The 13,560-nt window shown below is 69.4% G+C and carries 11 protein-coding genes and 1 pseudogene; 8 read left to right on the top strand and 4 right to left on the bottom strand.

Features of this window, described 5'->3' with window-relative positions; all coding sequences use genetic code 11:
- Window positions 1-44: 44 nt before the first annotated feature.
- Window positions 45-1,655: an AMP-binding protein gene (locus ABZV91_RS19610; protein WP_355243437.1), complete on the bottom strand. Its 1,611-nt coding sequence runs from the start codon at window positions 1,653-1,655 to the stop codon at window positions 45-47.
- Between the two features lie 205 nt (window positions 1,656-1,860).
- Between ABZV91_RS19610 and ABZV91_RS19615 the strand changes: the two genes are divergently transcribed.
- From ABZV91_RS19615 to ABZV91_RS19625, 3 genes and pseudogenes are all read left to right on the top strand, one after another.
- Entirely contained in the window at window positions 1,861-2,739 is an 879-nt protein-coding gene (locus ABZV91_RS19615) for an oxidoreductase (protein ID WP_355243440.1), read from the top strand.
- A gap of 10 nt (window positions 2,740-2,749) precedes the next feature.
- Window positions 2,750-3,106, top strand: a pseudogene (locus ABZV91_RS19620) (carboxymuconolactone decarboxylase family protein); the annotation flags it as partial.
- Window positions 3,107-3,361: 255 nt separating this feature from the next.
- Window positions 3,362-4,453, top strand: a complete 1,092-nt coding sequence (locus tag ABZV91_RS19625; protein WP_355243443.1) for a 3-deoxy-7-phosphoheptulonate synthase — start codon at window positions 3,362-3,364, stop codon at window positions 4,451-4,453.
- Between the two features lie 95 nt (window positions 4,454-4,548).
- On the opposite strand, the gene ABZV91_RS19630 is transcribed toward ABZV91_RS19625, so the two are convergent.
- The gene (locus ABZV91_RS19630) at window positions 4,549-5,124 is read right to left on the bottom strand and encodes a GNAT family N-acetyltransferase (protein ID WP_355243446.1); all 576 of its coding nucleotides are present in this window, start codon (window positions 5,122-5,124) and stop codon (window positions 4,549-4,551) included.
- Between the two features lie 103 nt (window positions 5,125-5,227).
- Between ABZV91_RS19630 and ABZV91_RS19635 the strand changes: the two genes are divergently transcribed.
- Window positions 5,228-6,157, top strand: coding sequence for a sigma-70 family RNA polymerase sigma factor (locus ABZV91_RS19635; RefSeq protein ID WP_355243449.1), 930 nt, complete (start codon window positions 5,228-5,230; stop codon window positions 6,155-6,157).
- Window positions 6,158-6,166: 9 nt separating this feature from the next.
- Here ABZV91_RS19635 and ABZV91_RS19640 read toward each other — a convergent pair whose 3' ends face one another.
- Window positions 6,167-6,811, bottom strand: a complete 645-nt coding sequence (locus tag ABZV91_RS19640) for a LysE family translocator (protein WP_355243452.1) — start codon at window positions 6,809-6,811, stop codon at window positions 6,167-6,169.
- Between the two features lie 154 nt (window positions 6,812-6,965).
- Between ABZV91_RS19640 and ABZV91_RS19645 the strand changes: the two genes are divergently transcribed.
- The 3 genes from ABZV91_RS19645 to ABZV91_RS19655 all read left to right on the top strand — a co-directional run bounded on the left by ABZV91_RS19645 (window position 6,966) and on the right by ABZV91_RS19655 (window position 10,906).
- Window positions 6,966-8,636, top strand: coding sequence for a DNA repair helicase XPB (locus ABZV91_RS19645; protein ID WP_355243455.1), 1,671 nt, complete (start codon window positions 6,966-6,968; stop codon window positions 8,634-8,636).
- A 40-nt stretch (window positions 8,637-8,676) separates the two neighbouring features.
- Window positions 8,677-9,345, top strand: a complete 669-nt coding sequence (locus ABZV91_RS19650) for a DUF3239 domain-containing protein (protein ID WP_355243458.1) — start codon at window positions 8,677-8,679, stop codon at window positions 9,343-9,345.
- A gap of 157 nt (window positions 9,346-9,502) precedes the next feature.
- Window positions 9,503-10,906 carry a M1 family metallopeptidase gene (locus ABZV91_RS19655; protein ID WP_355243461.1) on the top strand — a complete coding sequence of 468 codons (1,404 nt, stop codon included), beginning with the start codon at window positions 9,503-9,505 and terminating at the stop codon, window positions 10,904-10,906.
- A gap of 17 nt (window positions 10,907-10,923) precedes the next feature.
- Here ABZV91_RS19655 and ABZV91_RS19660 read toward each other — a convergent pair whose 3' ends face one another.
- Entirely contained in the window at window positions 10,924-13,197 is a 2,274-nt protein-coding gene (locus ABZV91_RS19660; protein WP_355243463.1) for a helicase-associated domain-containing protein, read from the bottom strand.
- A gap of 153 nt (window positions 13,198-13,350) precedes the next feature.
- Here ABZV91_RS19660 and ABZV91_RS19665 point away from each other — a divergent pair, with 153 nt between their 5' ends.
- The gene (locus ABZV91_RS19665; RefSeq protein WP_039822140.1) at window positions 13,351-13,539 is read left to right on the top strand and encodes a hypothetical protein; all 189 of its coding nucleotides are present in this window, start codon (window positions 13,351-13,353) and stop codon (window positions 13,537-13,539) included.
- Window positions 13,540-13,560: the final 21 nt, after the last annotated feature.

Below are 13,560 nucleotides of genomic sequence, written 5' to 3' on the forward strand. Positions count from 1 at the left end.
CCGGCCGGGGGACGGCCCGGCCCGGACCGTCCCCCGGCCGCGGTCTACTCCTGGGCGCGCAGGGCCTTCTTGTCGATCTTGCCCACCGCGGTCAGCGGCAGGGTCTCCGCCCGGCGCAGCACATCCGGGAGTTTGTAGGTCGCCAGACCGCGCTCGGTGAGGAAATCCTTGATCTCGGCCGGAGTGGGCATCGCGCCGTCGACGACCAGTACCGCGCAGACCTTCTCGCCGAGTCCGGGATCGGGCAGGCCGACCGCGGCCGCGTGCCGGACCGCGGGGTGGGCGAGCAGATGCTCCTCGAGTTCGTCGCAGGAGATGTTCTCCCCGCCGCGGTTGATCACATCCTTGATCCGGCCCGACACCACCAGATGGCCACTGGGCAGCTGTCGTACCAGATCGCCGCTGCGGTAGTAACCGTCCGGAGTGAAGGCGCGGGCATTGTGTTCGGGGGCCCGGTAATAGCCGCGGAGGGTGTACGGGCCGCGGGTGAGCAGTTCACCCTCTGCGCCCGGTGCGACGTCCACGCCGTCCTCGTCGACCACTCTGATCTCGTCCGCCGGGCACAGCGGGCGGCCCTGGGTGGTGCAGACGATATCCGGATCGTCGTCGAGCCTGGTGAAGTTCAGCAACCCCTCGGCCATACCGAAGACCTGCTGCAGCGTGACCCGCAGCGCGGGTGCCATCTCGCGGGCGTTCACCTCGGCCAGCTTCGCGCCCCCGACCTGCAGCAACCGCAGCGAGGAGATATCGGCGTCCTCCCATTCCGCCGCGGCCGACCACAATTGCGCCAGTGGCGGCACCACCGCGGTGACGGTCACGCGATGGCGTTCGATCGCCGCGAAGGCGCTTTCCGGGCTGGGGTCGGCGACGAAGGCCAGCGCGCCCCCGGTCGCCACCGTGCCCAGGATGCCCGGGCAGGCCAGCGGGAAATTATGTGCGGCGGGCAGGGTCGCCAGGTAGACGTCCCGGTCGCCGAGCTCGCAGACGGCCGCACTCGCGGTGGCGTTGTAGACGTAGTCGTCGTGGGTGCGGGCGATGAGTTTGGGGAGTCCGGTGGTACCGCCGGAGACCAGCATGAGCGCGATATCGGCGGGGTCGACCGTGGGCAGCGACCCGGTGTCCCGGGCGATGGACATCAGCTCGGTGAATTCGCCGGCGTCTCCGGCGACGAGGACGTGGCGCAGCGATCCGACGGTGCTCAGCAGAGTGGCGGCCAGGTGCCGGTAGTCGAAATCGCCCTGGCGGTCGGCGACCAGGTACGCGACCGCGCCGGAGAGACCGGCCAGGTGCTCGATCTCGGCCCGGCGATGCGCGGGCAACGTGAGGACGGGAATGATGCCGGCACGCAGCAACCCGAACAGCGCGATGGCGAAATCGGGAGTGTTGAGAAGTTGGACGATCACCCGGTCGCCCGGCGCGATCCCGAGTGCCAGGAACCCGTAGGCCATCCGGTCGGCTGCCGTATCCAGTTCGGCGTAGGTCAACGGCCGGTCGCCGAGCAGGGCCGGATGCTCCGGGCTGCGGCGCGCGGTGTCGCGGAGCAGATCTCCCACGGTGGTGCCGGTCCAGTAGCCGGCAGCACGGTAGGTCTCGGCCAGATCCGCGGGGAAGGGAACATAACCGTCACGGTGGGTGCCGACGGCGGTGGAAGTCACGATATGCCTCATAGGGAAAACAGGGACACGCGAGCGTGTGCGGCGCATTTCCGGTCCTTTAATAGGTTAGGCAACCCTATATCTTTTGGAAAGGGCGAGTCACCACCGCGCAGGTCCCGGCGGTGACCCGAGGATCGGGAACCGGTATGCGATACGCGGTCCGTCGCGGCCGGTACATATCCCCATCGCGGATTAGACTCGCCCCATGAGTGGTTGGGGCGTCGGGGACATCCCCGATCAGCAGGGTCGAACCGTCATCATCACCGGGGCGAACAGCGGGCTCGGCGCGGTCGCCGCGCGCGCCCTGGCCGGGGCCGGAGCGCAGGTGATCCTGGCCTGCCGGAATGTGGGCAAAGGGCAGGCCGTCGCCGACGAGATCGGTGAGCGGGCACAGGTCCGGCAGCTGGATCTGGCCGATCTGTCCTCGGTCCGGGAATTCGCCGCGGGGGTGGAGAGCGCGGATGTCCTGATCAACAATGCCGGCGTGATGGCGGTGCCGCTGCGACGCACCGCCGACGGTTTCGAGATGCAGATCGGCACCAACCACCTCGGCCACTTCGCGCTCACCGGCCTGCTGCTCGGCAAGATCGGCGAGCGGGTGGTCACTCTGTCCAGTGGCGCCCACGCGGCCGGCGCCATCGACCTCGAGGATCTCAACTGGGAGCGGCGCCCCTATAAGCGCTGGTCGGCGTACGGCCAGTCGAAGTTGGCGAATCTGCTCTTCGCCTTCGAACTGCAGCGCCGGCTCACCGCCGCCGGATCGGCGAAGCTGTCGCTGGCGGCCCATCCCGGCTACGCCGCCACCGAACTCCAGTCCCACACCGAGACCGTGCTCGACCAGGTGATGAACATCGGCAACAAAGTGTTCGCGCAGAGCGCCGAGATGGGGGCGCTGCCCGAACTCTTCGCCGCCACCGCGCCGGTCGAGCCGGGCGCCTACTACGGGCCGACCGGTCTGGGCGGGATGCGCGGCCACCCCGGTCGTTCGGGATGCTCCAAGCGGGCCAAGGACCAGCTCACCGCGCGTTCGCTGTGGGAGCTCTCGGAGCGGCTGACCGACGTGAAGTTCGATTTCTCGGCCTGACCGGACCTACGAACTGGTGAAGATCCGGGCCAGCCAGATAAACGGCTGTGCGATGTGCCTGGATATGCACACCAAAGACGCCCTGCACGCCGGGGAATCCGCGGTGCGGATCAACCTGGTCGCCGCGTGGCGGGAGGCCACCGTCTTCACCGAGGCCGAGGGGGCGGCGCTCGAACTCACCGAGGCGGGCACCCGCCTGGCGGACGGCGGCGGGGTGAGCGAGGAGACCTGGCAGCGGGTGCGCAAACACTACGACGACGACCAGATCGGCGGCCTGCTCGTCGCCGTCGCCACCATCAACGCGTGGAACCGGCTCAACGCCATCGCCCACACTCCGGCCGGAAACTACGAGCCCGGGCAGTTCTGAAACCGGCGCCGGGGCGGAATTGTGTCAAGTCTCACTCTATTTCACGCGATTCCGCCCCGCACCGACATCGGTGGTCGACCGCCTGGTACCGTGACCAATCGTGCAGCGCGTGTATTTCTGGTTTAGCAAGCCGGCCCGGGGTGGGTCGGTCTGCGGCTATCACGCGCGCTGACCAGTTCCCCCGAGCCGGATGACGACCGGCTCGACGGGTGAGTATTTCCGTGGGTCGGCCCGAACGAGAAGGACACCCCCACGATGACAACCGCAGTCGATATCGACGCACACCATTCCGATCTGGATGATCAGCGCACCCTCAGTGTGAGCCCGCTGCGCTCGCCCGCCGAGGTGCGCCGGGTCCATGCCATCACCGACGACCACGCCGCCACCGTGCGGGCCGGGCGTAAGTCCACCGTCGAGGTTCTCAACGGACTCGACGACCGTCTCATGGTGGTGGTCGGCCCGTGTTCGGTGCACGACCCGGTCGCCGCGCTCGACTACGCGCGGCGACTGGCCGCCGCGTCGGCGGAACTCTCCGATCGGCTGCACCTGGTCATGCGGGTCTACTTCGAGAAGCCGCGCACCACGCTGGGCTGGAAAGGGCTGATCAACGATCCGCACCTCAACGGCAGCTTCGATGTCAACACCGGGCTGGGTATCGGCCGTCAGCTGCTGCTCGACATCACCGCGCTGGGTCTACCGGTGGCCTGCGAGTTCCTCGATCCCATCACCCCGCAGTACATCTCGGATCTGGTCTCCTACGGCGCGATCGGCGCGCGTACCGCGGCCAGCCAGGTGCACCGGCAGCTGAGCAGTGCCCTGTCCATGCCGGTCGGCATCAAGAACGGGACCGACGGCGATGTGCAGGTCGCTGTGGACGGGGTCCGGGCGGCCGCGGCCAGTCATGTGTTCCCGGGTACCGATCTCGACGGCCGGGCCGCGCTGATCCAGACGGCGGGTAACGAGGACTGCCATGTCATCCTGCGCGGTGGATCCAACGGCACCAACTACGACGCGGCCTCGGTGGCCGACGCCTGCGCGCGACTGGATAAGTCGAAGCTGCCGCAACGGATCGTGGTCGACGCCAGCCACGGCAACAGCAACAAGGATCACCGGCGCCAGCCCGTCGTGGTCGCCGATATCGCCGAGCGGCTGGCCGCGGGCGAACCGGGTGTGGTCGGCGTGATGCTGGAGAGCTTCCTGGTCGAGGGCCGGCAGGACCTCACTCTCGGCCGATCGGCCGATCTCACCTACGGACAGTCCATCACCGACGCCTGCATGGACTGGGACACCACCGCCGCCCAGCTCGACCACTTGGCCGACGCCGTCGCACAGCGCCGCCGGCGCTGACGATCCGGTCGCTGCGTCGTACGGGCCAGGGGTCCGCGGCGCGGGCGGCCGGACCGGCGGCCGGGCGCGGCCGCGGGGACGACGGGTCCCGCGGCTCAGACGTCGGCCGGCCAGCCGTCCGCCGGGCCGGGCGCATCGGTGTTCAGGCGGGCCGCCATCCAATGGTCCCGGCGAGTTCCGCGCAGCACGCTGCCCAGCCGGGCCAGACCCTCGTACCGGAAACCCTGGGTGCGGACCGCGGCGGCGGACGCGTGGTTACCCACGAAGGCGCGCCATTGGATGCGGGTGAGACCCATCCCGTCCCGGGCGAAACCGAAATCGCACGCCAGCGCGATCGCCCGCGACATCAGTCCCCGTCGGCGGTGCTCGGCGGCGAGCCAGTACCCGATTTCGGCGGAACCCTCGTCCTGTGGCCGGCCGCCGAGGCCGATCGTGCCGATGAGACGGCCGTGCTCACCGAGGCGGATCGCCCAGGTGGGGCTGCTACCGGCCCAGCCTTCGGCCGACCTGGTGTGGACGAAATACTCGGCATCGGCGCGTCCGTAGGGCACCGGAATGGTCACCCATTCGGCGATCGCCGGGTCCTGGCAGCATTCGACGATCGCCTCGATATCGGTGTCCACCGGACGGCTCAGCCAGATGGTCCCGTCGGTCAGTATGCGCTCCTCCACCCGTCGATGGTGGCAGTTCGACAGGGCTCCGGCATCCGAATTCCCGGCCCGGCGGGCCGGGTCGCCGCCCGGCCGGGCGACGGTGCTCCGTAGAATTCCGGCGGTGGTAGCCACGCTTCTCGCCGATCTCTTCGAGTCCCATCGTGGACATCTGCTGGCGGTGGCCTACCGGCTGACCGGCAGCGTGGCCGATGCCGAGGACGCGGTGCAGGAGAGCTGGTTGCGACTGGCCGGCACTTCGCAGTCGGAGATCGAGGATCTGCGCGCCTGGCTGACGACCGTGGTCTCCCGGCTCTGCCTGGATCGTTTGCGCAGTGCCGCGGTGCGCCGGGAAAGTTACGTGGGTCAGTGGCTCCCCGAACCCGTCGTGAGTCCGCTGACCGGTGCGCCCGGGCCGGACCCGCTCGCCGCCGTGGTGCAGCGTCAGGAGTTCCGGATGGCCGCCCTGGTGGTGCTCGATCAGCTCACGCCGCCGCAACGCGTGGCCTTCGTTCTACACGAGGGTCTGCAGGTGCCCTACGGCGAAATCGCGAACATCCTCGACATCACCCCGGAAGCGACCCGGCAGCTGGCCGCCCGCGCGCGCAAGGTCGTACGCGAACAGACCCCGCCCGTCGCCGCCGACGGCGAGCACGCGGCGGCCGTGCAGAAACTGCTCGTGGCGCTGGGGACCGGTGACGCCCACGCGGTGGCGGCAGTGCTGCATCCGGACGCGAAGATGATCGGCGACGCCGGCGGCACCACCCAGACCGCGCACAATGTCATCCACGGACCGGACAAGGTCGCCCGGCTGTTCCTCGGCCTGATCCGCCGCTACGGGCTGGACCGGCCGGGCACCGATTTCGTGACCGAGGATATGGAGTTCGTCCGGGTCAACGGACAACTCGGCGTCCTTTTCCATGGCCGCCCCGGCGACGATGCCTATCCGGGCTTCCCGGCGCGGGTCATGGGATTCACCGTGGTGGGCGGTGTGGTCCAGGGCGCCTACGACCACGCCAATCCAGCGAAACTGCGTGGAGTCCGGTTGCGCTGACCGGACCGCTCAGGCCGCGACCGGCCGGGTCCGGTCGGTGAGCAGCAGTGCGGCCATGGCGCCCAGCACCGAGCCCATCAAGAGCCGCTGGACACGCAACCACAGCGGCCGCCCGCTCAGGAACCCGGCGACCGTGCCCGCGGTGCACACGATCAGGGCGTTCACCACCAGCGCGACGGTGATCTGCACCGCGCCGAGGCATAGGCTCTGGGCCCATACCGGACCAGCGCCGGGCGATACGAACTGCGGAATCAGCGCCAGGTACATGACGGCGATCTTCGGGTTCAGCAGATTGGTCACCAGCCCCATGGTGAACAGCTTGCGGCCGGGGTCGCGGGGGAGCGGTTCGGGGGTGAAAACCGATACCGCGCCCGGCCGGACGGCCTGCCAGGCCAGCCACAGCAGATAGCCGGCACCCGCCGCCTTCAGCGCCGTATACAGCGCCGGGACCAGGGCGAACACCGCGGTGATGCCGGTCGCGGCGGCAGTCAGGTAGACGCCGAAACCGGCGGCGACCCCGGTCAGCGAGATCATGCCGGCCCGCCGCCCCTGCGAAATCGTGCGGGAAACCAGGTACATCATGTTCGGACCGGGGGTGAGCACCAGGCCGAGCGCGGCCACCGCCACTCCGGCCGCCGCCGCGATTTCGATCATGGATTGATACTGGACTTGCGGAGGTGCGGTTGTCTCGGTCCAGTTCGCGCCCACTGGCTGTGTCAGCGGTGGCGGGAGCGTGTCCGGTGTCACCGATCGGTGCGCTGTCGGTGGGTTCGGGGACAATGGGCTGGAGCCGAGGTGAGGAGGTTCCGTGGCAGACGGGCCGCTGATCGTGCAGAGCGATAAAACAGTGCTGTTGGAGGTCGATCACGAACTCGCGGATGTGGCGCGCCAGGCGATCGCTCCGTTCGCGGAGTTGGAGCGGGCGCCCGAGCATGTGCACACCTACCGGGTCACGCCGTTGGCCCTGTGGAACGCGCGGGCCGCGGGGCACGACGCCGAGCAGGTGGTGGACGCGCTGGTCGGACACTCCCGGTTCCCGGTGCCCCAGCCGCTGCTGGTCGATATCGTCGAGACGATGGCCCGCTACGGGCGACTGCAGCTGGTCAAGCATCCGGCGCACGGATTGACCTTGGTCAGCCTGGACCGCGCGGTACTCGCCGAGGTGCTCCGGCACAAGAAGATCGCTCCCATGCTCGGCGAACGGATCGACGAGGACACCGTGGTGGTGCACCCGTCCGAGCGTGGGCACATCAAACAGCAGCTGCTCAAGATCGGCTGGCCCGCCGAGGATTTGGCGGGCTACGTCGACGGCGAGGCCCATCCCATCGACCTGGACTTCCACGGCGCGAGCTGGCAGTTGCGCGACTACCAGGAGATGGCCGCCGATTCGTTCTGGGCGGGCGGGTCCGGGGTGGTGGTACTGCCCTGCGGAGCCGGTAAGACGATGGTGGGCGCCGCCGCGATGGCGCGCGCCAAGGCCACCACGCTCATCCTGGTGACCAATACCGTCGCAGGTCGCCAGTGGCGGCGGGAATTGCTCGCGCGCACTTCGCTCACCGAGGAGGAGATCGGTGAGTACTCCGGGGAGCGCAAGGAGATCCGGCCGGTCACCATCGCCACCTACCAGGTGATCACCCGTAAATCGAAGGGCGAGTACAAACATCTGGAACTCTTCGACAGCCGGGACTGGGGCCTGGTGATCTACGACGAGGTGCATCTGCTGCCGGCCCCCGTTTTCCGGATGACGGCCGATCTCCAGTCACGGCGCCGGCTCGGTCTCACCGCGACCCTGGTCCGGGAGGACGGCCGGGAGGGCGATGTCTTCTCGCTGATCGGCCCCAAGCGCTACGACGCGCCGTGGAAGGATATCGAGGCCCAGGGCTGGATCGCCCCGGCCGAGTGTATCGAGGTCCGGGTCACACTGACCGATGCCGAACGGATGGCCTACGCGACCGCCGAACCCGAAGAGCGCTACAAGCTGTGTTCCACCGCGCACACCAAGATCGCGGTGGTGGAATCCATCCTGGACCGGCATCGCGGGGCGCCCACCCTCGTCATCGGGGCGTATCTGGATCAGCTGGAGGAACTGGGCGCTGCCCTGGACGCACCGGTGATCCAGGGGTCGACCAAGAACAAGGAGCGCGAGGCCCTGTTCGATGCGTTCCGTCGCGGCGAGGTCCCGGTCCTCGTGGTCAGCAAGGTCGCGAACTTCTCCATCGACCTGCCGGAGGCGTCGGTGGCGGTGCAGGTCTCCGGAACCTTCGGTTCGCGCCAGGAAGAGGCGCAGCGGCTGGGCCGGCTGTTACGGCCCAAACAGGACGGCGGTCAGGCCCATTTCTATTCGGTGGTGGCCCGCGACACTCTGGACGCGGATTATGCTGCGCATCGGCAACGTTTCCTCGCCGAGCAGGGTTATGCCTATCGCATAACCAATGCCGACGATCTGCTCGGTCCCGCCATCGGACCAGGCGAACAATAAGGGCATTCCGAACTCCACGAATCGTGTTAGGAATGGCGACGTGCGACGCTTCGAATTCGCGGTGGACCGCCGGCACGCCCACGCGGTCAATGAAGTAGTCGCCGGACGCCGCCGCGTGCGGCTGGCCGCGGTGCCCGCCGCCGGCGTCGCCGCGGCCGCCACCGCCTACCTGGTGTGGCTGGGGCATCCCTGGTCCTATCCGCTGGCCCTGGCCTGTGCGTTGGGCGCGGCCACGGCGCTGTGGGTGGCGTTGTGGGCGCCGCGCCGGGCCGGGATCGACCGCCTCTACGCCGAGGGCGAACTGGTGCCGGCGGTCGTCTCGCGGGCCCAGACGCGTGGCGCCGTGTTACTGGCCCTGGTCAATCTGGCCCGCCGCGACTCCGGCGCGCAGCGGTACGCGCTGATCACCAGGAAGGTGCGTCATCTGCCGGGGCATCGGGTGGCCGTGGGGGAGCGTGTTCCGGCTGTCGCGGTGCGCGGCGACCGGACCACCCGCTCGATCGGCGAGCGCTGGCTCCCCGTCGAGACGATGCCGATCGCCTGGGGTACCGCCGATACCGCGGTGATCGAACAGGCGCGCGCGGCCATCGCCGAGAACGAATGGCGGTTGCTCACGGACAATCTCGCCCTCGCCGACGAGGTCCAGCGCAGTGCGGCCAAGCGGTTGCTGCTCGATCCGGGGCAGTTGCCGGAGGGCCTCGGCGCCTGATCCGGTACGGGTGCCGGCGGGCGCCCCGCGCCCACGTGCCGGGAAACGCTCGCGCGCCGTGTTTTCCGGGGTACCGGCATCCGGCACCGAATGGGACTAACGTCGTCGGGCGAGATCACCCGGGGAACACGACTCGATCACGGAAGGTGGAAAACGCATGAGGCTGGGCCGCTGGCTGATCGCCGGGGTGGTGGTGCTGGCGAGTCCGGCGCTGGTTCCGGCCGCGGCACAGGCGCCGTCCGCGTCGCTGGCGGGATCGGAAGGCCTGGGCGATCCCTACTTCCCGCGGGACGGTAACGGCGGTTACGACGTCGCTCACTACGACGTGACGCTCGGCTACGATCCGGCCGATCATCAGCTCACCGGATCCACCCGGATCGACGCGGCCGCCACCGAGCCGTTGACCGCGTTCGACCTCGATTTCAGCGGGCCCCCGGTGCGCGCCGTACGGGTGAACAACGCGCCGGCCGGCTTCGAATGGCAGAAACCGCACGAGCTGGTCGTGCGTCCGGCCCTGCCGCTGCTACCCGGCCTGCCCTTCACCGTCACCGTCGACTACGCGGGTACCGCGCCCGACACCCGCGGTGAGGGCTGGACCTACGCACCCACCGGCGGGGTTTTCGCCGCGGGACAACCGCATTCGGCGTCCACCTGGTATCCGCTCAACGATTCCCCCCGGGACAAAGCGACCTTCACGCTGCACACGACCGTGCCCGCGGAATGGGAGGTGGTCTCGGGCGGGGTGCGGACCCGTGACGAGGTGCGCGACGGATTCCGTACCGTGAGCTGGGAGCAGCGGCATCCGGTGATCGGATATCTCACCACCGTCGCCATCGACCGTTTCGAGTACCTGGAGCAGCGCCGTGCGAACGGCACGCCGTTGCTCAGCGCGTTCGCCCCGGGCGCCGAGGGTTCGCGGCAATACGAGGAGAAGCTGCCGCAGATACTCGATTTCGCCGAGAGCCTCTACGGCCCTTACCCGTTCGACACCGGCGGCGGAATCTTCCTGTCCGTCGACATCCCGTTCTCGCTGGAAACCCAGACCCGGCCCACCTACGCGGCCTGGGCGGATCTGAATACCGTGGTGCACGAGACCTCCCACCAGTGGTGGGGCGATTCGGTCTCGGTGCAGAGCTGGTCCGATATCTGTCTCAACGAATGCATCGCCAGCTATACCGCCGACTACCTGTGGCCCGAGCGGACCGAAGGCGCCGATGTGGACGCCGAATATCGCAAGACGGTCCGGGAGATGTCGGCGCAACCGAAATTCTGGGCCGTTCCGCTGGAGGATCCGGGTCCGGAGAAGATGTTCACCTCGGTCTATTACCGGGGTCCCCTGTTCATGCACGCCTTACGGAAACAGTTGGGGGACGCGGTCTTCTTCGCGACGCTGCGGGAGTTCGTGACCGTGCACGCTTACGGCAATGCCTCGATGCGGGATTTCCGTGCGTTCGTCCAATCGAAATCGCCGACCGATCTCACCGGGTTCTTCGACGCCTGGCTGCGCGGTACCACCCCGCCCCCCGAGGAGTATTTGTATCCGGGAACACTGCGCGGCTGAGCGTATCGGCCGCACGGTTATTCGAGCAGCGCGACCGAGGAGATCCGGTGCAGGGTGAACTGGCGGACCGTGCCGGTGACCGGGTCCAGCGCCTCCAGCTGCCCGTTGCCGACCCGTACCGGCTCGACGACCCGCTGGATCGCGGTGCCCTTGGCGTCGACATAGCCGATGTGCACCTGCCGCCGCACCCGCGCGGCCAGCTGCAGCAGGGCCAGGGCGGCGGCCGTACTGGTGCGGGTGCCGTCGCTGCGTACCGCCTGCCCGGAGGTGGCGGTCGCGGCCCGGTCCCCGGCGCGTAGTTCGGTGACCAGCAGTTCCAGTTGATCGGTCGTCGGCGGGGTCGGCCGATACGGTTGCCGGGCCAGCGGCCGCACACTGATCCGGGCGCCACGTTGACGCAGGTCCACAATGGCGCCCGACGCGTCCTCGCCCGCGGGTGCGAAACCCGCGCGGCGCAGCTCTTCGAACAATTCGCCCAGCGGCGCCTGCGATATCGCCACCGTCGGGGCGATTCCGCGCAGGGCCAAGGCCTCGGCCACCGGCGAGGCCAGCACCTGCGCCAGCAGTGCCGGGTCCTCGCTGCGTACGAAGGATTGGGCCATCCCGGCCCGCAACCGGCCGTGCCGCCGCGCCACATCGTCGATCAGGTAGGTGAGGGTCTGCGGCACCGGGGTCCGGGAATGCCGGCCGAAGAGATGGTGCAGCTCCGCGGCGGTGAGACCGGCGTCGAGCGCACGGCGCAGGGTGGACTCCCCGATCCGGTAGACGGTGGCCGCACCGGTCGACTCCACATCGGCGACCAGTTCGATCCGCCGTTGCAGGTCGGCGGTCAGCGGTCCGGGCGCCACCACGGTCAGGTCGGCTTGGACCAGCACATGGTCCACCGGCTCGGGGAGAGCGGCCTCCAGGGCGGCCTCGGCGGCCGCGAGGGTATCGGTCAGCAGCATGCGCGCCGCGCCGGTGAGCGCGCCCCGGCCGATCATGCCGAGCGCGGCGGCCTCGTACAGAGTGTTGTCGACCACTTGGCGACGGAAATGCCGGCGGCGCCGCGGGGTGCGCCAGGCCAGCAACTGCGCGAGTCCGCCGGGGTCGAGTTCGGTGCCGGGCGGTTGCTCGGCCAGTGCCTCGAGCACGATCCGCCGGTCCCGCACGGCGTACGGCACCCGCAGTTCGTGCGCGAGCGCGGCCAGCGGTTTGTCCGCGGCATCGCGCAGTCCGATCATCCACGGATATCGGTCCAGCTCCAGCCAGGCGTGCGCGAGCGGGACCCAGCGCCGGGCCGACGGTGCCTCCAGCCAGGAATCCGCGGCCGGGGTCGGCGCCCAGAAATCGTCGGTGTCGGCCTCCGGCGGCGGGTCCGGGAAACCCTTCTCGATCAGTTTCGCCGCTGCCAGCAGTTCCACCAACAGGCCTGCCCGGGTCTCGTCGATACCGGCCGCCTTGGCTATCCGGCGCAGCTCGCGCACGCCCAGACCGCCCGCGCGCAGTGCCGGTGCCGGCAGCTGGCCCAGCACCTCGAGGATCGCCGCGCAGTGCCGGAGCAGTTCACCGACCTCTCCGGCACCGACGCCGTCGACCTCGGCCTGCGTATGCGGGATGGCCCGGGGCTCGGGTTCGGTCAGCCGGTACGGGTCGGTGACCGGTTCGCCGCGCAGCAACTGGCCCACGGCGGCCGGCAATTCCACTGTCTCGTCATCGATGCGGCGCAACAGTCGCGCGGCCAGTAGCCGGGGTACCGGACGGTCGGCGGGTGCGTCCGGGGCGGCGTCGCGGGTGCGTCCGCGCGGTCCGGTCTCGGCGAGTTTGTCCAGGAGCGCGCGTTCGGCCTCCGGGAGGCCCGGGAGCGCGGCGGCGATCTCCGATTCGGACAGCGCCACGGTGGACTCCGCTCCGCTACCCAACGGCCACGGCAGTGCCTCGGCGACAGCGGGTATCAGCCGGATGCGGTCGTCGTCGAACCAGAGCAGCGCCCGATCGGCGAGCTCGGTGACGGCCGCGTCCACCGTCGCGGCCTTGGCGCGGGCCCGCAGTGCGCGTTTGAGTTCGGTGCGGGTCATCGGTTCGCCGCCGCTCGCGGTGTGCAGGGCCAGAACTTCCACGATCGCAAAGGGCACGGTGCCGAGATCGTCTGCCGCGCGCAGTACCGAGGCGCGCTGTTCGGCGCGGGCGGCGAGCACCGCCATGGAGGACGGCAGCGGTACCGCGAGATCGGGCCGACGTTCCAGCAGTGCCACCAACTGTGTGTCGGTGCGGGCGCCGAGCCAGGCGGTGAACGAGTCTTGGCCGGTCATCCGGTCCAGACTAGCCGGGCGCAGCGGGTTCGGTGAGGGCGCGGCCCGGTGATCCTCCGTCGCTCGATGCACTGGGCCGGCGCCCGCGTGTGGCGGGCGTCACGGAGGCGGTTGACATGCGGTCCCGTGGCAGGGGCATGCCAGAATGAGGAGGTGGTGAACAAATCGAAGAAACCCTACATCGACAACGGCTGGCCCGAGGTTGCCGACGGTGAGCACGCGGTCACCGAGCTGTCGTCGTCCCGCTCCGGTAACCTCTCGCCTTTCGGCGAGGACACCGAGTTCCCGGTGGCTGCCGACCAGCTGCCGTATCTGCACCCGCACACAGTGATCAACCGCTGAGCGGACGAACGAAAGAACCCC

Origin of the sequence: Nocardia sp. NPDC004568 (assembly GCF_040609955.1) — a bacterium.
GTDB lineage: Bacteria > Actinomycetota > Actinomycetes > Mycobacteriales > Mycobacteriaceae > Nocardia.